At 67.0% G+C, this 21,254-nt stretch carries 21 protein-coding genes; 6 read left to right on the forward strand and 15 right to left on the reverse strand.

The window, feature by feature from the left end; translation table 11 throughout:
* Nucleotides 1-11: 11 nt before the first annotated feature.
* The 7 genes from V9K99_RS26845 to V9K99_RS26875 all read right to left on the reverse strand — a co-directional run bounded on the left by V9K99_RS26845 (nt 12) and on the right by V9K99_RS26875 (nt 8,044).
* A complete protein-coding gene (locus tag V9K99_RS26845; protein ID WP_337324066.1) occupies nt 12-926 on the reverse strand; it encodes a carbohydrate ABC transporter permease in 915 nt (304 codons plus the stop codon).
* A gap of 9 nt (nt 927-935) precedes the next feature.
* Nucleotides 936-1,871, reverse strand: a complete 936-nt coding sequence (locus tag V9K99_RS26850; RefSeq protein ID WP_337324065.1) for a carbohydrate ABC transporter permease — start codon at nt 1,869-1,871, stop codon at nt 936-938.
* On the reverse strand, nt 1,868-3,310 hold the full coding sequence (locus tag V9K99_RS26855; RefSeq protein ID WP_337324064.1) for an ABC transporter substrate-binding protein: 1,443 nt from the start codon (nt 3,308-3,310) through the stop codon (nt 1,868-1,870). Before V9K99_RS26855 ends, V9K99_RS26850 begins: the two co-directional genes overlap by 4 nt.
* A gap of 265 nt (nt 3,311-3,575) precedes the next feature.
* Nucleotides 3,576-5,486 carry a hypothetical protein gene (locus V9K99_RS26860; RefSeq protein ID WP_337324063.1) on the reverse strand — a complete coding sequence of 637 codons (1,911 nt, stop codon included), beginning with the start codon at nt 5,484-5,486 and terminating at the stop codon, nt 3,576-3,578.
* A gap of 76 nt (nt 5,487-5,562) precedes the next feature.
* On the reverse strand, nt 5,563-5,886 hold the full coding sequence (locus V9K99_RS26865; protein WP_337324062.1) for a hypothetical protein: 324 nt from the start codon (nt 5,884-5,886) through the stop codon (nt 5,563-5,565).
* Nucleotides 5,883-7,019: a Gfo/Idh/MocA family protein gene (locus V9K99_RS26870; protein WP_337324061.1), complete on the reverse strand. Its 1,137-nt coding sequence runs from the start codon at nt 7,017-7,019 to the stop codon at nt 5,883-5,885. The genes V9K99_RS26865 and V9K99_RS26870 overlap by 4 nt, the downstream gene beginning before the upstream one ends.
* On the reverse strand, nt 7,016-8,044 hold the full coding sequence (locus tag V9K99_RS26875; RefSeq protein WP_337324060.1) for a Gfo/Idh/MocA family protein: 1,029 nt from the start codon (nt 8,042-8,044) through the stop codon (nt 7,016-7,018). The genes V9K99_RS26870 and V9K99_RS26875 overlap by 4 nt, the downstream gene beginning before the upstream one ends.
* Nucleotides 8,045-8,380: 336 nt before the next feature.
* Between V9K99_RS26875 and V9K99_RS26880 the strand changes: the two genes are divergently transcribed.
* The gene (locus tag V9K99_RS26880) at nt 8,381-8,908 is read left to right on the forward strand and encodes a hypothetical protein (protein WP_337324059.1); all 528 of its coding nucleotides are present in this window, start codon (nt 8,381-8,383) and stop codon (nt 8,906-8,908) included.
* An 8-nt stretch (nt 8,909-8,916) separates the two neighbouring features.
* Here the strand turns inward: V9K99_RS26880 and V9K99_RS26885 are convergent, their stop codons facing one another.
* Genes V9K99_RS26885 through V9K99_RS26915 form a run of 7 tightly spaced genes read right to left on the reverse strand, consistent with a single transcriptional unit; the run spans nt 8,917 to nt 18,096 of the window.
* Nucleotides 8,917-10,842 (reverse strand): acyl-CoA dehydrogenase family protein, encoded by a 1,926-nt coding sequence (locus V9K99_RS26885; protein ID WP_337324058.1) that lies wholly within the window; start codon nt 10,840-10,842, stop codon nt 8,917-8,919.
* A gap of 22 nt (nt 10,843-10,864) precedes the next feature.
* A complete protein-coding gene (locus tag V9K99_RS26890) occupies nt 10,865-12,397 on the reverse strand; it encodes an ATP-binding cassette domain-containing protein (RefSeq protein ID WP_337324057.1) in 1,533 nt (510 codons plus the stop codon).
* Nucleotides 12,394-14,070 (reverse strand): ABC transporter ATP-binding protein/permease, encoded by a 1,677-nt coding sequence (locus tag V9K99_RS26895; protein ID WP_337324056.1) that lies wholly within the window; start codon nt 14,068-14,070, stop codon nt 12,394-12,396. Before V9K99_RS26895 ends, V9K99_RS26890 begins: the two co-directional genes overlap by 4 nt.
* On the reverse strand, nt 14,060-14,260 hold the full coding sequence (locus tag V9K99_RS26900) for a hypothetical protein (protein ID WP_337324055.1): 201 nt from the start codon (nt 14,258-14,260) through the stop codon (nt 14,060-14,062). The genes V9K99_RS26895 and V9K99_RS26900 overlap by 11 nt, the downstream gene beginning before the upstream one ends.
* Nucleotides 14,257-15,246 carry a cytochrome d ubiquinol oxidase subunit II gene (locus V9K99_RS26905; RefSeq protein WP_337324054.1) on the reverse strand — a complete coding sequence of 330 codons (990 nt, stop codon included), beginning with the start codon at nt 15,244-15,246 and terminating at the stop codon, nt 14,257-14,259. The genes V9K99_RS26900 and V9K99_RS26905 overlap by 4 nt, the downstream gene beginning before the upstream one ends.
* A complete protein-coding gene (locus tag V9K99_RS26910; RefSeq protein ID WP_337324053.1) occupies nt 15,246-16,622 on the reverse strand; it encodes a cytochrome ubiquinol oxidase subunit I in 1,377 nt (458 codons plus the stop codon). The genes V9K99_RS26905 and V9K99_RS26910 overlap by 1 nt, the downstream gene beginning before the upstream one ends.
* A 13-nt stretch (nt 16,623-16,635) precedes the next feature.
* Nucleotides 16,636-18,096 carry an MFS transporter gene (locus V9K99_RS26915; protein ID WP_337324052.1) on the reverse strand — a complete coding sequence of 487 codons (1,461 nt, stop codon included), beginning with the start codon at nt 18,094-18,096 and terminating at the stop codon, nt 16,636-16,638.
* 91 nt (nt 18,097-18,187) lie between these two features.
* Here V9K99_RS26915 and V9K99_RS26920 point away from each other — a divergent pair, with 91 nt between their 5' ends.
* From V9K99_RS26920 to V9K99_RS26940, 5 genes are all read left to right on the forward strand, one after another.
* Nucleotides 18,188-18,727, forward strand: a complete 540-nt coding sequence (locus tag V9K99_RS26920) for a MarR family winged helix-turn-helix transcriptional regulator (RefSeq protein WP_337324051.1) — start codon at nt 18,188-18,190, stop codon at nt 18,725-18,727.
* A 212-nt stretch (nt 18,728-18,939) separates the two neighbouring features.
* A complete protein-coding gene (locus V9K99_RS26925; RefSeq protein WP_337324050.1) occupies nt 18,940-19,860 on the forward strand; it encodes a hypothetical protein in 921 nt (306 codons plus the stop codon).
* Nucleotides 19,861-19,873: 13 nt separating this feature from the next.
* On the forward strand, nt 19,874-20,059 hold the full coding sequence (locus tag V9K99_RS26930) for a hypothetical protein (protein WP_337324049.1): 186 nt from the start codon (nt 19,874-19,876) through the stop codon (nt 20,057-20,059).
* Entirely contained in the window at nt 20,056-20,259 is a 204-nt protein-coding gene (locus V9K99_RS26935; protein WP_337324048.1) for a hypothetical protein, read from the forward strand. Before V9K99_RS26930 ends, V9K99_RS26935 begins: the two co-directional genes overlap by 4 nt.
* Nucleotides 20,260-20,329: 70 nt before the next feature.
* Nucleotides 20,330-20,518 (forward strand): hypothetical protein, encoded by a 189-nt coding sequence (locus V9K99_RS26940; RefSeq protein WP_337324047.1) that lies wholly within the window; start codon nt 20,330-20,332, stop codon nt 20,516-20,518.
* Nucleotides 20,519-20,530: 12 nt separating this feature from the next.
* On the opposite strand, the gene V9K99_RS26945 is transcribed toward V9K99_RS26940, so the two are convergent.
* Nucleotides 20,531-21,217 (reverse strand): GAF and ANTAR domain-containing protein, encoded by a 687-nt coding sequence (locus tag V9K99_RS26945; RefSeq protein WP_337324046.1) that lies wholly within the window; start codon nt 21,215-21,217, stop codon nt 20,531-20,533.
* Between the last annotated feature and the right edge of the window lie 37 nt (nt 21,218-21,254).

The raw sequence follows: 21,254 nt of genomic DNA on the forward strand, positions 1-21,254 counted from the left end.
CCTTGTCGGACTCACCGGCCGGTGATTCCGGTCATCGTGATACCTCGGATGAAGTACTTCTGCGCCGCCAGGAAGACGACGATCAACGGGATCAGGGCCAGCAACGAGACCGCCATCATCAGGTTGTACTGGTCGTCGTACTGGCCCCGGAACATCGCGATCCCGAGCGGAATGGTGAACTTCTCCGGCGACCGCAGATAGATCAGCGGATCCAGGTACTCGGGCCACGTTCCGATGAAGGACAGCAACGTCACCGTGGCGATCGCCGGCCGGGACAGCGGCATCATGATCGACCACAGGATCCGCAACTCACCGGCACCGTCGATCCGGGCCGAGTCGACCAAGGCCTCCGGGATGCTGGTGAAGAACTGACGGAGCAGGAAGATCAGCAGCGCCGTACCGAAGAAGTTCGGCAGCACCAGCGGGACGTAGGTGTCGACCAGACCCAGCTTGGAGAACATCAGGTACTTCGGCACCAGCGTCACCTGGCCGGGAATCATCATCGTGGCCAGCAGCGCCATGAACATCGGCCCGCGCAACCGCGACCGCAGCCGGGCGAACGCGTACGCCGGAAGCACGCAGGAGATCAGGTTCCCGACTACCGACAGTGTGGTCACCAGCACACTGTTCATCAGGAACCGGTTGAACGGCATCGCGGTCCAGGCGTGCGGATAGTTCTCCAGGTGGATCTCATCGGGCAGGAACTGCGGCGGCGACTGGATGACACTGCCCTCCGACTTCAGCGAAGTCGTCACCATCCACAGCAGCGGCAGGATGAAGGCTGCCGAGGTGAGGATCAGCAGGATGTAGGCACCGGTCCGCTGGATCCGCTGGACCCGTTCAACGTGCCCACGGGTGTCGCTCTGGTACTCGGGTTCGGGGTCGCGACGGTGCACTGGCCGCGACTGGACGTCGACTCCGGTCATGTTCTCCGCCTACTTGTTCTCGTAGTGGACCCAGCGCCGGGCAACCGCGAACTGGATCGCGGTGAAGACGATGATCATGAAGAACAGCGCCCACGCGATCGTCGACGCGTACCCCATCTCGAAGTACTGGAAGGCGTAGCGATACACGTAGAGCCCCAGCACCAACGTCGAGTTGTCCGGACCGCCGTCGGTCATGAACAGGATCAGCGAGTACGCCTGCAGGCTGCCGATGAACGCGACGATCAGGTTGAAGAAGATGATCGGCGACATCATCGGCACCGTGACGTGCCAGAACCGTCCCCACCAACCCGCCCCGTCGAGTTGCGCCACTTCGTACAGCTGCACCGGTACGCCCTGCAGTCCGGCCAGGAAGATCACCATCGCGTTGCCGGTGGTCCACACCGACATGATGATCAGGCCCGGGATCGCCCAGTCCTTGTCCATCAGCCAGCCCGGCCCTTGGATCCCGATCTGGGCCAGCAAGTGGTTGACCAGACCGTAGTCCGGGTGCAGTACGTTGACCCACAACAGTGCCGTGGCGATCCCCGACAGCACCGAGGGCAAGTAGATGATCGTCCGGAAGATCGCCTGCCCGCGCACCTTCGCGTTCAGCATCAGCGCCAGCACGAAATTGAAGATCACGCCACAGATCGCGGATCCGGCGCCGAAGTACACGGTGTTCTTGACGGCGATGAGGAAGTTCGCGTCGGCCAGCAGTTCCCGGTAGTTGCCGAGTCCGACCCATTCCGGTGGAGACAGCAGTTCCCACTTGGTGAAGCTGATCACCAGCGAGGCGACGATCGGGCCGCCGGTGAAGAAGATGAATCCGATCAGCCAGGGCAGCGCGAACAGGTGGAACAGCCGTCCTTCACGCCGGGCCAACGGCGACCGACGGCCGGCGATGCTCGGCCGCCGTACCCGCTCGGGAGCGGCCACGGCGGTCATGCATTCTCCTTCAGGATCGGCCCGACGGTGGCCTTGATCTCCGCCAGGCCGTCGGCGAGCGGCATCGTGCCGGCCCGCACCTTGTCCCAGGTCACCGTCGCCGCGTCCGTGATCTTCGTCGTCGCCGGTCCCCGGAGCACCCCGTCCGAGGTTCCGTACGTCTTGACCGCCGACTCTCCGTCCTTCACGACCTGGGCCGGCAGCTTCAGGTCGGCCAGGTTCTGCTCGAACGTCGACAACCGCGACGGCGGTGTCACCCGGAAGTAGCGGTGCCCGGCAGCGGACATGAAGGCGTTCAGGACGATCCAGGCGGCCTCGGGATTCTTGGCCCGCTTGGTGATACCGAACGAGCTGCCGATCAGCGGCGAGAAGCGACCCTCCGGACCGCTCGGAATGTGCGTCAGGCCCCAGCGGAAGCGATCCTTCTTCGGCAAGGTCTGCATCTCGGACAGGATCCACAACCCGTTGACCGACATCGCGGCATGGTTGCGGCGGAACGGGTCGGCCGCCTCGAGGGCCAGCATCTCGGCATTGCTCGGCACCGCCTTGTGCTTCACGGCCAGCTCGACCCAAGGGGCCAGCGCGTCGTGCGCTCCGGGCTGGTCGATCAGCACCGCCGATTCGTCCGGATTCAGGAGTCGGCCACCGTAGGACAGCAGGTGGGTCGCGGTGAGGTCGGCGCTCATCTTCGGCATCGGGGTGTACCCGAAGATCTTGTTCACGCCGGTACCCGAGGTCAGTTCGACGGCAGTCTCCTGCAGGCGCTGCCAGGTCCAGGTCGGGTCGGGATACTTCATCCCGGCCTTGTCGAAGATGTCCTTGTTGTAGAAGAGCAGTTTCGGCGCCGAGTCCGACGGTACGGCGTAGTGCTTGCCGTCCTTGACCCAATAGCTGATCGCTTCGGGCGCGAAGTCGTCGAGCTTGAAGTCCGGTGTCTTGGCGATGAAGTCGTCGATCGGCGCGAGGATGTTCTTCTGGATCAGGTTCGAGGCCCAGGCGTACTGGCAATACATCACGTCGGGCAGCGACCCGCCGGCCGCGGAGGTCAGGTACTTGGTCAGGAAGTCGGCGAACGAGGTGACCTCCCGCTTGATCTCGATGTTCGGGTGCAGCTCACGGAAGAAGTAGGCGAACTGCTGATGCCGTACTTCGGCGTTCTTGTCCGCCGTGATCGCCATCGTGACCGTGACCGGCTTGGTCGGCTCCGGTACGTCGGTCTTCGGCCAGTCCAAGGAGTGAAAGAGCTCCTTGGCCGCGGCCAGTGGGTACATCTCGTTCTCAGGCGGCGTTTTCAGCGGCTCGAGAGGGCCGGTTTCGCCACTGCAACCCGAAGCCAGCGGAACGGCTGCCGCCGCCATCGCGGCCAGACCGAGAACTTGACGTCGTGACATTCCCGTCGTATCCAACTGCCGCAGATTCTCACTGAGCTGGTGCCTCATCGGTGCGACCTCTCATCTGTGGACATCGGCCACCACGGGCCTCACAGGCATGCCGGCGCCCAGGCGGTCACTCAGTCGGCGCCTCAACACACCCAGGCGGGAAAGCGCTTACCCCAGACGTCACACTCCGCCACCGGATGAAGCCACTGTGATTGTGCCCAGCAATCTAGACGGATTAGTTAACTCAGTCAACTATTGATTTCGGTATCGGCTTCTGGTATTTGGCGCACCGGCGCCGCGCTACCGGCACTGCCGGTTGTGGGCCCTAGCGTGAGGCGAAGTAGGCCTTGGCTACGGGGACGAGTTTGGGTGCTGGGAGGGAGGTTGCCGAGTCGTCGAGTTTGCCGATCCAGACCTTCCAGGTCGGGGAGCTCCTGTCCAGGTGGCGGTAGTTGTCGTTGCTGTCGGAGAGAACGACGAAGTCGACGCCCTTGCAGTAATAGGCGCCGTTCCAGCCATCAGGGCGTCCCGACCACGAGCCTCCGTTGCGCAGGCGGCAGCGGGTGCCGTCGGCCAACTGCAGGCCCCACGGCCACGGATCGGCTTCAGGCTTCACCGCGGGCAGTGCCGAGTCGACCAGCGTCCAGCGATAGACCTTCTTCTCCCACGGCTCGCCACCACAGATCGCCGGACCGCCGGCGGCAACCCAGCAGACATCAGCGCCGGAGGCAGCCGATCCACAGGAGTAGATGTTCGCGCTGACGGCCGCCGGCGACGGGTAGCCCTCGTCGAACGGTGCGCACTCCAGCCCTTCGCCGGTGTCCTCGATCTGCCAGCCTGGCTTCACTTCTCCTGACGCCGCCAGCGGATTCACCCGGATCACTTCGGTCGGCACCAGCTTCGGTACGAAGTGGATGCCGTAGATCGGATTGCTCTTGCCGCCGAAACTCGCGACCGAGTCCCAGATCTCCCGCGCGCTCAGGATGATCAGAGACAGCGCCGTACCGATCGTCGAAACGACCAGGTCGACGACGCCGAGGACCAACCCGCCCAGGAACAGTCCGACACCGGACTCGGCCAGCGACACTCGCGCCATGGCTCCGGTGCATTTGATGGTGAAGGACATGGTCTGTTTCACCACGTCGGCAGCCTTTGCGACGTCGAAGATGTTGTCCGTGTAGGCGTTGCGAAAGGCGTCCAGGCAGGTCTTGGCTGTGTCGATCCAGGCCTTGGACGGATCACCGCTCGTCACAGTCTTGGCCAGCCGCTCGACCCAGCCATCAGACTTGACCGCCTGTCCGGCAGCCCTCATCACCGCGCCGCGCACCGCGGACGCCAACTCGAGGATCTGGAGCCCGTACGCCATCTGACTGATCTCAGCCAGTACCTTGGCATCCGGCACAGCCGGCAACTGCAGGGTGATGCTCTCGCCACTTCGGATCAGTACGACGGACCGCCCGCGTGGCTTCTGGATCTGCTCAGCTTGGGTTCCGAGGAATTGGATCAAGGCATCCGCGCTGAAGCCGAACCTGTTGCCTGCGACAACCTTCCACCCCGTCGGGTAGGTCACCTGCGTGTAGGCCAACCGGTTGTTCGCAATCCGCAGCACAGTGCGTCCCGACTCGACGCCGGCGCACCACTTCACCGAGTCTCCACCGTCCGACGACACAGTGACCGCCGTACGAAGCGAAGCCTCACCCTTGCATTGAGGTTGAGCCACTCCCGCTCGCCCGGTCATCCAATTGCCCAGCCGGCCGAGCGCGTCCTTCGCGGCAGCGGTGACGTCGAACCCGCCCAGGAAGCCGGACGAGAAGTGATCCGTCTGCGCTGTCACCGTCGGCTGACCGGGCTTCCACGGCGACGTCGGCAACCATCGCCACCCACCACGACCGTCCTGCCAGGCGACAACCGGCACGAGATTCGGGTCCCATCCAGGCGGCACGGTGAACTCGACCGTCGCACGACCGCTCAGCTGGGCTCCGGACAACTCGACCCGCACCCCAGTGCCGACCCGCGTGAGACCAGCCGCGGTCGCCGGCACCTGCTCATCGGCGTCAACGTTCAGCCGGCCCTCGCCGGTCACCGACGATCCAGGCAGCGCGACGGTGACGCCACCGTGACTGAGCTTGGCCGCCGTACCACCGTGCACCTCGATGCCAGACGACGGAGTTGACGCAGGCGAAGCGGTCTCGCCGTCCGACGTACACGCCGAGCTAGCGAGAAGACATACACCCACCACAGCAGCTACAAGCCGCCTAACGCCCCCGCTCATGCATTCCCCCCATCGACCGCCAGGCCCCCCAAGCGGTCGTCTACCGACATATCGGCGGCGGCCCCAGGTTCGTTACCGTGCCGGCTGTCTGCCGGATGAGAGGTTGTTGGTGACGCATGTCGAGCTCGATCAGAACGTCGGGGCTGAGTCTCTCCAGCAGTACGTCGTACGGCGCATGCGAGCTGCACCGCGTCAGCCCGAGATCGTCCAGCAACTGCCATACGGCAGCGGGCTCCAGCCCGTGCAGGTCGAAGGTCTCGACTCCGACATAGCCGATCTCGCTGAGCTGTCGCAGTACGCCCGAGAAGTCCTTCCGCGCCGCCGCGTACACCGACCAGAGCTGGACTGCGATCGGACGCTTCACGAACTGTTTCCCAAGTAGGACAGCGAAAACGTCGTGCTGAGGTCCACCGCCCGGCCGCTGCGCGCCGACTCATCGGCCTTGAGCATGATCTCCAAGACGTGCCGTGCGTGCTCGAGATTCAGCGTCGGGCGAGCCCCGGCAGCGACACAGTCAGCCAGGTGGTCGACCAGAACAGCCCGGTGCAGCGTCATCATCCGCCGCATCGGCGCATCACCGTCGGGGAGGTCAGGAGTGAGCCAGCCCGGCAGTCCACCGACCGCGTCCAACCGGAAGATCTCCAGTGCGGGCCCCTCACCGCCGAACGGTCGCCCACTGAGGTTGATCGTCCCTTCCCGGCCGAAGATCTCCAGCTTCGGGCCCCGGCCGGCGTTCACGTTGAACGTGCCGTCGACCACGGCGAAGGTCGACTCGCCGAAGTCCAGCAGCATGAGCACGTTGTCGTCCGCGGTGACGTCGATCTGCTTTCCCTGGAACGGCCCACCGCGGACCGTCCGGGTCGGTTCGGTGATCCCCGAGAAGGCGACCACGCGCCGGGCCGGACCGAGGATGCCGGTGATCTCGTGGATGCCGTAGACGCCCATGTCGAACAACGGGCCGGAACCCTTCTGATAGAACCAGGTCGGATCCGCCGGCCAGGCTCCGGACGCAGGCCCGCCATGCGAGGACCGGACGCGCGCGAAAGCCACCTTGCCGATGGCCCCGTCCCGAACGAGCCGCCGAGCCTCGGCACGGTCCGGATAGAGCATGTTGTACGGCGCGCAGACGACGGTCAGGTCACGCTCGAGGGCGAGGTCGCAAATCCGGTCCGCGTCGGCCATCGAGGTCGCCAGCGGCTTCTCGGTCGCGAGATGCTTACCCGCCTCGAGTATCCGGGCGCAGGTCTCGCCATGCGCCGGGATCGGAGTCAGATTCAGTACGGCGTCCAGCTCCGCGCCGTCCAGCATGGCCTCCAGACTCGTGAAAGCCTGCGGGATACCGAACGTCGCGGCCACGGATCGAGCCAAGTCAGGCACCATGTCGGCGATGGCGACGACCTCGACCTTGTGCCGGATCGACGCCAGGTTGGGCAACACCCCCACCGCACCGGTCGCGATCATTCCCGCTCCGAGCACACCAAGTCTCAACGGCCTCATGCAGGTCCTTCCTGCGGCCGGCGCTGCCGGCCAGCGTCGACGGATTCGTAGAAGGCGACGCAGGCGGCGAGGTTGTGCCATGCGTCCTCGACGGTCGCCACCGGCTCCGCCTCCCCCTTGATCACTGCGGCCCAGTGGTCGAGGTCAGCGGCCTGGTCGTGCTTGCCCGGCGGCTCCACCTCCACCCATCCCTTGAACGGGGCGACATCCGCGAGGACGAGCAACCGTCCCAGGATCCCGTCCATCCGCACCGCACCCTCGCTGCCGACCATCGTCCAGCTCGACTGGAACCTGTTGTCGGGCGCCGTCCAGGTGTCCTCCAACGTCGCCACCGCGCCCCCGGAGAAGGTGACGGTGGCAACCCCGTAGTCCTCGACGCCGAGTTCCCGGTGCCGGAGATTGGCTGTCTGGCCGGCGATCGCGACCACCTCTTCGCCGAGAAGCCAACGCAGTACGTCGATCTGGTAGATGGCGTGGTCGACCCAGCCGCCGCCGACCGTGCGGGACGGATCCGCGAACCAACCGGGATCGGGATCATCCACCCATCGTTGCGGCAGCCCGGCCCACGTCGTCATCGACGCGCTGGTGAGCTCACCGATCCTGCCGTCGTACAGCAATTTCCGAAGCAGCTCCATGCCTGGCCCCAGCCGTTGCCGCGACTCGGCCGGGAGGAAACAGACTCCCGAACCACGTACGGCGGCGACCACCTGGGAGGCATCGTCCAGACGCAGAGCGAGCGGCTTGTTGGCGATGATGTGCTTGCGCGCTTTGGCCGCGGCGACGCACACCGTGTGGTTCAGGTCCGGGCTGACGAAGCTCATCACCGCGTCGATGCCCGGATCATCCACAAGCGTGCGCCAATCCGGCTCGACCCGGTCGACACCGCACCGGCGTGCGACCTGCGTGGCCCGCCAGGGATCCGCATCCCAGACGCCGGCCAGGCTGAGCCACTCGCGCGAGCGAACTCCGTCCGCGAGTGGCAACGCCGAGTACCAGTGGTCGACGCCGATCAGAGCGACTCTCATACACGTTCCTCCGATGCTGTGGCGGGTAGGCCGCGTGGTGCCGCCCACCCGACCGCGTTGGCTATCACCTTGCGCACCTCGGCCTGCCGGTAAACGGGGTACAGCTGGTCACCGGGGCTGAAGTAGAAAATCCTGCCGTCGCCGCGGTGGAAACAGCAACCGCTGGACGACGAGGCGACGCGACGGGTTGCGCGGTGGACCAACGTGTGGGTCGGCGGCGCAACAACCACCTGCTTCCGCGGGACCGCCACCTTGTGACGGCGCCCGGTCCGATCGATTGTTGGGGTTGTGGGTACCGGTAGGTGGCCCGGATTGCGTCGAGGGTAGGTGGTTCTGATGTACGACGTTGTCCTGTTGGTCGAGGAAGAGTTGAGTGTGCCGGATGCGCAGCGGGTGGTCGAGCTGTACGCGAGCGTGCCGGAGGAGGTCAAGTTTCACCTGATCATTCCGTGCGGGCACGCCAAGGTCGAGGCGTCACCGGCCAGTCTCGCCGGGACGGAGCTCTACGGCATCACTGCCGAGCGGTACTCGATCGAATCCGACGAGGAAGCGCTCAAGGCTCAGCAAAACGCGGAGCACGCCATCGAAGCGCAGGCCACGGCAGCGCTCGAGCGCAGTATCGGCCGACTGCGGTCGTTCGACCGGGAGGCGGACGGCCTGATCACCCACGGGCGGCCCGTCGACGAGCTGGTCGAACAGATCAAGCGCGTCAACGGGCAGGAGGTCGTCGTCCTCACGCGGCCGCACATCGTGGCCGAGCTACTCCACATCGACTGGTCGGCCCAGGCCCGCCGGCATCTCGGCGTACCGGTGCTGCACCTGCTCGAACAGCACCAGGACAGTCCGCTCCAGCCCGACGACTGAGCTGATCGTCAGCGGTAGCGGCGGGCTTGGTTGGCGGCTTTGGACTCGCCGGGTTGCCAGGTGGCGATCCAGGGACCGGTGTCTTCGGATGGGTCGAGGACGCCGTCTTCGAGCCAGCTGTAGCGGCCGTCAAGTACCCGGTCGGCCAACCGTCGGTCGCTGTCGTCGGTGTTCGACCACAGCTGGTCGAACAGGCGATCCACGCGCAGCCGCGCCTGCTCGCAGAACACTCCGGCCAGCTCGTACGCCGCTTCGCCGCGAGCCGGATCGTCGGTCCGCAGCATCTCGGCCCGCGAGCAGCAGGCGGCCATCGCGAACAGCTCCGCGCCGATATCGACGATCCGAGCCAGGAATCCCTGCCGGTACTCGAGTTTCGCCTGCCAGCGGCTCATCCCGTAGAACGTCTGCCGGGCGAGCCGGCGGGCCGCGCGTTCGACGTACCGGAGGTGGTTGGCGAGCGGTCCGAACTCGGTGTACGACGTCGGCACAGTTCCCTTGCCGACGGCAAGTTGTGGCAGCCACTTCGCGTAGAACCCGCTGGCCTTGACCGCGGCTCTGGCCTTGGCCCGCAGGTCGGCGTCGGCCGAGGCGAGATCGCCGGCCGCGGCCAGGTGCGCGTCGACGGCCTCGCGAGCGATCAGCAGATGCATGATCTCGGTCGAGCCCTCGAAGATCCGGTTGATCCGCAGGTCGCGCAGGATCTGCTCGGCCGGTACGGCGCGTTCACCGCGGGCCGCGAGTGAGTCGGCTGTCTCGTAGCCCCGTCCGCCGCGAATCTGGACCAGTTCGTCGGCGACCTTCCAGGCCATCTCGCTGGACCAAAGCTTGGCCAGCGCCGCCTCGATCCGGATGTCCTTGCTGCCGGCATCGGCCAGCTGGGCCGACAACTCCAGCACTGCTTCGAGGCCGAACGTCGTCGCCGCCATGAAGGAGATCTTCTCGGCCACCGCGTCGTGCTTGCCGACCGGACGGCCCCACTGGACGCGCTCGGACGACCATTCGCGGGCGATCTTCAGACTCCACTTGGCCGCCGCCGCACACAGGGCCGGAATCGAGAGACGGCCGGTGTTCAGCGTGGTCAGCGCGATCCGCAGGCCTTCGCCCTCACGGCCGAGGCGGTTCTCGGCCGGCACCCGGACCTGGTGGAAGCGGGTCACGCCGTTCTCGAGGCCACGCAACCCCATGAACGCGTTCCGGTTCTCCACGGTGATCCCCGGCGAATCAGTCTCAACCACGAACGCGGTGATGCCGCCGCGCTGACCGTCGTGCTCGGGGACTCGGGCCATCACCACGACGAGCTCGGCGATCACGCCGTTGGTGGTCCACAGCTTCACCCCGTCGAGCAGGTAGGCCGCGCCGTCGTCGGTCGGTGTCGCGATCGATCCCATCCGCGCCGGGTCGGAGCCGACATCGGGCTCGGTCAGCAGGAAGGCCGTCACCGCACCAGCGGCGCACCGCGGCAGGAACCGTTGCTTCTGCTCGTCGGTGCCGAACATCTTCACCGGCTCCGGCACACCGATCGACTGGTGCGCCGAGACGAGGGCACCCAGACTCGGGTGCACCGACCCGATCAGCATCAGCGCGCGACCGTAGTACGACATCGACAGGCCGAGTCCGCCGTACTCGACCGGGACCTTGATGCCGAACACGCCCAGCTCGGCGAACCCGGTCAGGTACTCGTCGGGGACCCGTGCCTGCCGCTCGATCAACAGGCCGTCGAGTGTCTTGCAGTACGCCTCGAGCTTGCCGAGGAACTCCTCACCCCGTACGGCGTCATCGGCCGCGGCTCGTGGATGCGGGTGGATCAGCGACAGGTCGAAATTCCCCAGATAGAGCTGCTTGGCGAAGCTCGGCCGTACCCAAGTGGTCTCCCGCGCCGCCTCCGCGGTCTCCCGGGCTTCCCGTTCACTCACGTCTCGCTGCTGCGTAGTCACGGCGAACTCCTTCCGGCCGACTCTACTCACCAGTCTTACTCGGAAGTAGCCTCCTGTGAACCGTCTGTGCTGATCCGACCGACACAGGCGTCCAGCGAGGATCCGCCGGCGGGCCGTGCATCGCCATGACCAGGACCGCCTGCGGCAGCCGGCGCCGTACGGCGTGCAGGACCTGCCTGGCCGTGTCCGTATCGAGGCCGGTGGTCGGCTCGTCGATGAGCAGTACGTCGGGTTGGGTGGCGAGCGCCCGGGCGAGGTGGAGGCGGCGCTGCTCGCCGCCGGACAGGCTCCGCCCACCGACACCGATGCTGGTCTGCGGCGTCAGGTCCAACACCAGCTCGGTGAGCAGGTCCGCGATGTCGCTGGCTTGAGCGGTGGGGTCGGCGAGTCGAAGATTGTCGACAATCGACCCGGTGAACAAATAGTCGTCGGCCAGTATGGCGGTGACGACGGCCGGACCGGGGTGTCGCCGCAGCGCTGACGCGATGGCGGTGAGGAGCGTGGTCTTCCCGCTGCCGGATGGGCCGGTGATGACGAGGGTCTGGCCGGCGGCCACGGTGAACCCGATCTCGCGCGCTTCACGCGTAGGGGTTTCGGGCAGGTGGTATCCCGAGACCTCGAGGCGACGACCGTCGTACTCGGCACGGAGCGTCTTCGCGACCTCTGGCCGACGGCGCGCCTCCTCGCCGACCGACTCGAGGTGAGTGTCGGCCTGGCGAGCTTGGACCCACGCCGTTGCTGCGCTCACCAGACGCTCGGCGTTGGCCATGACACCAGCGGCCAGCAAGGCAACGAAGACCAGCGTCGCGACCGAGCCGCCGGCCCGCGCGGTGAGCAGGACCGTGAGCAGCAACGCGACGGCCGTCACTGCACGGGAACCGCCCACAGCGCGCGCTGTCGTCGCCAAACGGCTGCCCTCGAAGGCGGACAGGCGTCGCAAGGTGCGCTGCACGAGCTGGTCTGTGGTGCCTAGCGACGCCATCTCGGGCCAGGCCTCGACTGCGGTCACCAGTTCGGTCCGCAGCAGGCTCCGGGTGCGGCCGGTGTCATCCATTCGACGCGCCGCGGTCGCGGCGAGCCCTGCGCAGGCGATCACGGCGACGGCGAGTGTCAGCGCCACGAGCGGATAGCCGGCGAGCACGATCGCGACACAGCCGCCGGCTGTCATCACGGCGGTCACGACCACAGGTGCAGTGGCCTGGATGACTGCCATGCCGGTGGTGTCCGCGTCGGCCATGACCCGGTCCAGCGACTGCCCGGACCATGCAGCACCCTCGGATCCAGCTGCGCGGTCGTAGACCGCGAGCCGGGCAGTACTGATCCGGCGGAGAGCCGCCGCGTGCAGGACCACCCGGTTGGGATAGCCGCTCGCGATCCTGCCCAGCGCGAGTGCGCGCACCCCGCCGCTCGGGGCGAGGTAGGAGAACGCGCTGTAGGCGCTGGCTCCGGCCACGGCTGAAGCGGCGATGAACCATCCCGAAAGTCCTAGAAGGCCGACGGAGCAGGCCTCCGCGACGACAGCCAGCAGCAGCCCGACGGGTGCGAGAGCCTTCATACCCGCGTCGCCTCCTGGACGGTGTGGATCGTCCCGTCGGTCAGACTGCGCAGGACGTCGGCTGACCTGGCGAGAGCCGTCGAATGCGTGGCCACGATGACCGTTCGACCGTGGGTTGCGTTGCGCAGGGCAACGATGATCTTGGCCTCGGTGTCCGCGTCGAGATGCGCGGTCGGTTCGTCCAGGACCCACAGATCCGCATCACTGAGGAACGCGCGGGCGATCGCGATGCGTCGTACCTCGCCGGTCGACAGCCCCCAGCCTCCCTCCCCCAGCGGGGTGTCCAGTCCTTTCGGAAGTCGTACGACGACCTCGGTCAACCCGGCCGCGGCGACTGCCCGGTCGATGTCCGCCCGGCTGGCATCCGATCGTCCGATCCGGATGTTGTCGCCGACCGATCCCGGCAGCAGGACCGTCTGCTGACCGATCCAGGCACAGCCACCGAGACGCGGCTCCGACGCTCCGCTTGGGGTCAGCCATCGGACGGTCCCCTGACTTGGCGCGCGCACGCCGGCGATCAGCGACAGCAACGTGGTCTTGCCGGCGCCCGACGGTCCGGCCACGACCGTCCAACCTCCCGCAGGGATGGTCAGATCCACGTCGTGCAGAGTCGGTTCCTCCGCGGCAGGGAACTGGAGAGAGACGTTGCTCAGGACAACGGTCACCGGCTCGTTCGAAGGCTTTACCCGATCGCCCGCTACAGACGTTTCGACAAGGAGTGCGCGGATCGCAGGTACCGCCGACAGCGCTCGTTCCTTGCTGTGGAAGGTCGCAGCCATGGCCCTCATCGGCTGGAAGTACATCGGGCAGATCAGCAGCGCAAGCAAGCCACGGAACAGCGTCACGCCGGCACCAACCCGCACATACCCGAGCAGCGACAGACCGATGTACGTCGCGTTGGCCGCGATGGAGAACGTGATCACGACATCCATCACCGCGCCGGACAGAGCGGCCCGCCGTACGACGGCAATCGTCGTACCGTTCAGCTCGTCGGCTGCGCGAGCCAGTTCGGTACGGCGCCGCGTCAACGCCCCGATGCTTCGGAGCGTCGGCATGCCACGGAAGCTTTCGAGGACGACCGCGGCGAGCCTGGTACTGGCCGCCATTCGCTCGTCGGCGCCCTCCTTGGCGAACAGACCCGCGAGCCGCAGGTTCAGTGGCAGGAGCAGGCTGGCCAGCAGCAGGATCACGGCGGCAGGCCATTGCACGAGCGCTGTGGTGACGAGAATCAGCGCCATCGAGACCGGAGCAGACACTCGCTGAGGCAGGGCCTGCGCATGGAAGTCGGCGATGTCGTCGGTCGACTCCACTACTGCGAGAGCAGCAGCTGCGGGGTCTGGTTCAACGTCCCGCCGTCCGGCCGGCAGTAGTCCGGCGACCAGTTGACGCCGCATCGCGTGGGCGATCCGCAGGCGGCCCGCCGTTTGGAGTCGTGCCGTGCTCCAGGTCGCTCCCGCCGCGAGAAGGCCACCACCGAGCAGGGCGCCCAATCCCAGCCAGCTTGGCCGATTGCCGTCTAGAACATCACCTGCGATCAAGGCCAGACCCGCCCACTGGACGATGGTGAACGCCGTCTCGAGCGCTTGGCAGCCGGCAGCCGACAGCAGCCACCGCCGGCCCGGTGACGCGGCTGCGGCGAGCCACTCCCCCGGCCCGGCCTCGTCAGTCGTCATCGTGCATCCGGTGTTCGTCGATGATCCAGGCGATCCCGCCGGTGAGGGCGATGAGAACCATGCCCACGATGCTCAGGAGTTGGCTGTGGTACTTCGGATAGCCGGAGAACATCCCCTGGCAGACGCAGTAGAGCGTCCAGGCAACGACGACTCCGACGACGGTCAGCACCGTCCGGGTGACGAGTCTCATCGGGCAGCTCCTGTCCCGTTTGGTAGATGGTTCGCTGGCGCCTTGCCTCGGAAGGCGTAGTGGGCGAACCAGTTGTAGAAGAGGATCAGCGGCACGTTGAGCCCGATCCCGACCGCGAGAAACCTCAGCGTGCCGGGCGGAGCCGCCGTGTTCGCGAGCGTCAGACCTCCCGGCGCCAGCACCGGATAACGGGCCACCACCAAGGCGATCACGAGCGCCACGACGGCAGTGACCAGGCCGGCGAGCGGGAGGCCGTCGTACGGCGAAGTCGGCCGCAAGGTGATCACGCTCATCACCGCGCCGGCCACGGCGAACAGCAGGAGCCCGCTGAAGGCGATGGTCCGCGCCGGACCGTCCACGCTCAGCGGCGTGGCGGTAGCGCCCACGGCGATCAAGCACCCGATGGCCAGCAACGCCCCCAGCAATGCGCTGACCGCGCCGCGGCGTCCCGCTCGGGCACGGAGTTCACCGGTCGCCTTCCACTTCGTGTAGGCGTACCCCAGTGCCAGATAGCCACAGACGACCGTCACGGCGGACAGCGCCGAGAACCAACTGATCGCACCGAACGGCGAGGCCATGCTCACGTCAGCTGTCAGCGTCGCAACAGCGACGCCTTGGGCAAGAGCGGTGATCAGGGAGGCAACGCCGAAAGCTCGTTCCCAGCGGGGCGCGGGGTGGGCCTGTGACGCCATCTCCACGCTGACCCCGCGAACGATCAGGCCGAACAGCATGACGATCACCGGCAGATAGGCATGCGGGAGGAGCGTGCCGAACGCGGCCGGGAAGCCGGCCCACAGGCTGACCCCGAGCAGGACCAGCCAGGTCTCGTTGCCGTCCCACGCCTGGGCGACGTGTTCGAGCAGCTCGTGCCGATGGCTCGCGTCCGGTTCGACCAGGGAGGCGATGCCGTTCCCCAGGTCATAGCCGTCCAGTACGACGTACATCAGCAGACACAGCAGGATGAGCAGGAACCAGATCGTGGCCATCAGTTCGCCCTCCCGCCGGCCAGACTCGCCGTTGGGACTGAGTCGAGAACCGGGTGCCGATCGTCGGGATCGACCTGGTCTGGGCCGATCCGGACGGTGTGCACGATGTAGGCGACGTACGCGACCAGCATCACGACGTACAGCAACGAGAAGCCGACCACGGAGAACACGAGCTCCCCCGGAGCCAGGTGCGAGACGGCGTCCGCGGTGCGCAGTTGACCGAACACCACCCACGGCTGACGACCTGTCTCCGCGGTGGCCCAGCCGCCCAGGATCGCGAGGATGCCTGCCGGAGTCGTCCAGAGGAGGAACCGGTGGAAGCGTCTGGAGGTCCACAGTTTCCGGCGGAACCGCAGGATCGTGGCGTAGAAGACGGTGCCGAACATCAGCAGCGCAGCCAGGAACATCACCCGGAACCCCCAGAACACCGGGGCCATGTCCGGTCGGTCCGCCTTCGGCGTCAGGTCGAGCCCGGGGATCGCCGTCTGACAGGTGAGATCGCGGTTGATCGCGCTGCCGAGGCACGGGATGTTCAGCTCAACGAGGTTGCGCTCGGCCTGCTGATCGGGAATCGCGAAGAGGACGAAGCCGGTGTTGCCTTGTGTCCAGTTGCCTTCCAGGGCCTCCAGCTTGGACAGCTGATGCGGCAGCACCGCGCCGGCGGTGTGGTCACCGACGAAGACCTGCACCGGGACCAGCATCGCCGCCACCCCCAGCGCGATCGACACGGACCGACGGGCGAACGGCAGCGCCCGGCCCCTGACCAGGTAGTACGAGCCGATGCCGGCCACGAAGAACGCGGCGGAGATCAGTACGGCGAGCACCATATGCGGCCACCGCCAGACGAACGACGGGTTGAAGATCGCGTCCACCCAGTCGGTCGGCTCGAACCGCCCATCGCGGACGACGAACCCGGCCGGTGTCTGCATCCACGAGTTGGCGGCGATGATCCAGGTCGAGGACAGGATCGTGCCAAGGGCAACCATCACCGTCGAGACGAACATGGTGGCATGCCTGACCCGGCCGTCGCCGTACAGCAGGACACCGATGAACCCGGCCTCCACGAAGAACGCCGTGACGACCTCCATCCCGATGATCGGGCCGATGATCGGACCGGTCTTGGCCGCGTAGACGCCCCAGTTCAGTCCCATCTCGAAGGTGATGACGATGCCGGCCACCACGCCGATCGCGAACCCGACCGCGAAGACGCGCCGCCAGAACCGGAACATCTGCAGATAGACCGCTGTGCGGGTCCTCCAGTACATCCCGTAGAGGATGCTCAGCAGGATCGCCAGTCCCACCGTGATGGCCGGGAACGTCATGTGGAACATCACGGTGATGACGAACTGCCACCGCGACAGATCGAGCAGACTCATGTCGGCTCTCCCGTCAGGCGTCGAGTACGGGGGCGTCCGCGGCCGCCTTGGTGAACCGCGGCAGGGCGGCGGCGCCGATGGCGAGCAGGGCGATGATGACTATCTGCACGGATTCGACGGTGGCGAAGGCGTGCGCGGTGTTGTGCTCCGCACGGGCGAGGTACAGCGTGCCGAGAGTCGCCACGCCGAGCGCGAGACCGCTCTGCTGCAAGGTGATCAGTACGCCGCTGCCGACACCGCCGAGATGAGTCGGTACGTCGGCCAACACACTGCGGAACAGGCCGGCGAACAGCATCGACTGCCCTGCACCTGCCAGCGCGAGTGGCGCGGCCATGTCCCAGAGAGTGACGTGCGGCCAGCGGCCGACGACGACGGCGACCAGCGCGGCGAGACCGGTGAGCTGGATGACCGCACCGGCAGACAGCGCGGCCCGTCCGAAGCGAGCGATGACCTTCGGCGCGAACAACGAGCCGAGGAAGAACAGCAACGCCATCGGCAGGATCGCCAGGCCGCCATGGAGTGCGTCTTGGTGGAGTCCGTCCTGGACGGTCAGAGCGAAGACGAACATGAACGCGCCGAAGCCGATGCTGAACGCGAAGAGCATGACCAGGCCGCGTGCCATCGACGGCAGCTTGAGCAGCGACGGTGGCAGCAGTGGGATCTGTCCACGTTGCTCAGCGCGCCGTTCCACTACGAAGGTGACGATGCCGAGTACGACCGCGAGGGCGATCATCGCCCAGGTCCACCACGGCCACCCCAGGGAATGGCCCTCGGTGAGCGGAACCAGCAGAGCGGCAAGCGTGGCGGCGAACAACACGGTGCCAGGCAGGTCGACCCCGACCGGGTGATCCGAACGGGTGTTGGGCACGATGCGGGCGGCGACGACCAGCACCACCATGCCGATCGGCACGTTGACCAGGAAGATCGGGCGCCACGATGCGCCGGCGATGTCCGAGCTGACCAGCAAGCCGCCGACCAACTGACCGACCACGGCCGCGATACCGGACGTGGCGCCGTACAGGGCCAGGGCTCGCGCTTTCCGTTCGTGCTCGAGGGTGTGATGGAAGGTCGCGAGCACCTGTGGGACGAGGAGTGCGGCGGTGGCGCCTTGCACGATGCGGGCGGCGATCAGTACGCCGACAGACGGCGCGAAGCCGCAGATCGCCGAAGCCACGATGAAGCCGACGAGTGCGCCGAGAAACATGCGGCGGCGACCGAAGCGATCGCCGAGCCGGCCACCGAGCACGAGAAGGGCGGCGTACGCGACGCCGTACCCGGCGATCACCAGCTCGAGCTCGGAGGCCGACGCGTGCAGCGACGCGTCGATGCTCGGCAGGGCGACGTTGGTGATGAAGAAATCCATGATCGGCAGGAACGCACCGGCCAGCAGGAAGAACACACCGACGGGGTGCAGCCCGCCGGTGAGTGCGACCGCGCGTGGCGACGCCGGCCGCGCGGCATGGATGACGGCCATGTCTCCTCCAAATGATTATGAGTACATAACTATCTGACGGAAACCAGTATGCGCTCATAACTATGAGGCGACAATCATCTAGGCTGGCGATGTGACGAAACAGCCATCGCGAGTGGACCGCTGGGCCGACCTGGCCGACCTGGCGCTGATCATCAGCCGCGAACTCCAGTACCGCGGCTACACCGACGAGCGGGCGATCGGACTGACCCAGTCCGAGGGCATGGTGATGCGCCACCTGCTCGACACCGAGTCAGCCGCGACCCCCAGCCAGACCGACCCCAGCCAATCCGGTCGCGGTCAGACGGCGCCCAGCCAGGTCGCGCCCAGTCAGATCGCGGCTGCGACCGGTCTACAGCGCACCAATCTCTCGACCACCCTCCGCGGTCTGGAGAGCAAGGGCCTGATCGAACGCCAGGCCAACCCCGCCGACGGCCGCGGCGTCACCGTCAGCCCGACCGACCTCGGTCGCGCCAACTACGTCCGGGTCCGCCGCGAATGGGCCACCGCGGTCCGCCAAGCCGCCGCCGATGACGCCACCCACCTGGAAGCGGCCCTGTCCCTGCTCACTGCCGTCAAGGAGGGCCTGGTCGAGGCCCGCCCGCAGGTCCCGTCCCGCCACCCACCGGCCTAGCTCCCGCCACCACCGCGGGCCTAGCTCCCGCCACCCCACCGGCCCAGCTCCCGCCACTACCGCCGGCCTAGCTCGCGCCATCCCACCGGCCTGGACCGCACGCGCGGATAGGTGGGCTTGCGTCAGTTTGTGGGGGCTGTTGCCGGGTACCTGCGGTGTGGCTGGGGGCCTGGTATGTGGTCGAGCATGATCAGGATCAGGGAGGCAGCGACATGGCGGGAACAGGCGTCGCGGGGAGACTGGTGAAGGCCTGGGGAACCGGGGTCAAGGACCTACCGCGGAACACGACCTGGCTGCTGTCGAAGGCGTTGACGCCACTGGAGGCGACGAAGGACGCGGCCGGTAGCGCGACACAGGCAGCGGGTAGCGGGCTGGTGGACATCGCACGCCATGCGGGGGCTTCAGTGATGGACGTCCTGCCCGTGGGTGACTCGATCGAGCTGAGGCTCCAGCGAGCCAGGGCTGCGGCCGAGGAGGCCCAGCAGGCGGAGGACGAGGCAGTACGCGAGGCCGAGGAGGCGAAGGCGCGCAGCGACGAGGCGCGCCAGGTCGTCGAGCGGTGCAAGGCGTACGTGCGGGACGTCGAACGCGAGCAGGCTCAAGAGGTCAGCGACAAGGTCGCCGAGGCGCGCCGGGATGCCGATGCGCGGGTCGAGCGGGCTCGTGCCGCGGCGCAGGCCGACGCCGATCGCGTGGTGCAACGGGCGAAGGCGGAGGCCGACGACCGGGTCACGAAGGCACGCGAGGAGGCGGAGGCGGCGCAGTCGAAGGCCAAGCAGGCGATGTCCGACGCGACGGCCAGCCTCGCGGAGGCCAGGCGGCTGGCCGACGAGGCCACCGAGGCGACGAAGGCGGCCGCCGAGGAAGCACACCGACAGGCCGCGCAGCTCGCCGCGAACGCCGATCGCGAGGCCCAGAGTGCCGACGAGCGCGTGCGTGAGGCCGAAAAGGTCCGCGCCTCCGCACAGCGGAAGCGCAACGGCCGGACTCAGGTCACCGTGGACCTCAACGAGATGACCAAGACGGACCTGCTGAACCTTGCCACGGCCGAGGACGTCAAGGGCCGGTCGGGGATGAGCAAGAACGAGCTGGTGACCGCCCTCAAACGCTCGTCCGGATCGAAGCGGCACTAGTCAGGGAGTGGAGATGACCATGGGACTGTTGCACCGGAAGAGCCGCTGGGAGCGGATGGTCGAGCCGATTGCGACCGGCGCGACGCACGCGATGCGCCGTACCGCGGTGCGTAATGGCATCGCGGCCGCAGCCGCGGCGATCGGGATGAGTGCCGCGAGCGCGGTGGTGTCCTCGCGACGGCAGAAGGACAAGAAATGAAGCTGCGGACTCTCGCGGTGTTCGGCGCGGGGTACGTGCTCGGGGCCAAGGCTGGACGTGAACGCTATGCGCAGATTGTCGAAGCGGCCCAGAAGGCGTCGCAGCGCCTCGACGAGGCCCGGCGTCAACGCAGCGGTAAGCCTTCCCGAGCTCCGAGCGACGGGCTGGACAGCTATTTGGACGAGACCAGCCGGAACTAGCACCCTGGCCGGCGGCGCCGTCGTACACACCTCACTGGTCGCGCGGCTCCTCGGAGTGCGCCTGCTGACCGTGGAGGGGACGGTTCTGCTGTCGCCACTCTCGTACGACGTCCCACCGGCGGAGGTTGCCCGTACGGCGAACCGCCCGGCAGCCCACGTGAACACCGAGACCGCGTCCAAGGGGATCGGCTCACGCCTCGGTCCGTCGGCGCAGTTGATCGACCAGAGCATCGACGAACTGCGGGCGCTGGACCGCTGAACGGTCGCGGCCTCAGCGACTCGTGCTCTGGTGCTCCGTCTCGTCGACGATGGTCTGCGCCACCTGCCGGAGCTTGATGTTGCCGTCCTGGGACAGCCGGGTCAGGAACGCGAAGGCCCGCTGGTCGGTCAGGGAGTAGCGCTCCATCACGATGCCCACAGCTTGGCCGATCGTCGTGCGGGTCCGCAGCGCTTCCTCGAGATTCTGGATCTCCCGCGCGTATTCGATCGCCATCGCCGACTGATGGGCGAACAGGGCAGCGAGCGTCTCGAAGTCCTCGAAGGATCCGGTCTGACGGGAGTAGAGGTTGAGCGCGCCATTCGACTTCGGCGCGTCGAACAGTCGCAGGCCGGCCTGCGCGTGGATACCTGCCGCGACCGCGATAGCGCCGTACTGCAGGAAGCGCTTGTCGGCGGCCAGGTCGGTTGAGATGACGTGCACCGTGTCCACGGCAGCCTGGTAGCAAGGGCCTTCCCGCAACTGGTACTGGGCCGCGTCCAGGCCCAGCAGCAGGTCGTCTGTCGGCGCGACCGTCTCGAGCCGGTTGTTCTCGTGCAGGATGGTGATGCTGGCGTACTGGACGTCCGGCAACAGCTCGACGGCGGCCGCCGTGATGCGGCTCAGCGTTTCATCCAATGCACTGGGAGTCAGCGATGCCGACAACCGCCGCATCGTCTCGACCAATCGCTCGTTGCCCATGAAAGCCCCGGTACCCGGTAGCCCGACACCGAATCGA

The organism is Kribbella sp. CCNWLW201 (assembly GCF_037203805.1).
In the GTDB taxonomy this organism is placed as follows: Bacteria; Actinomycetota; Actinomycetes; order Propionibacteriales; family Kribbellaceae; genus Kribbella.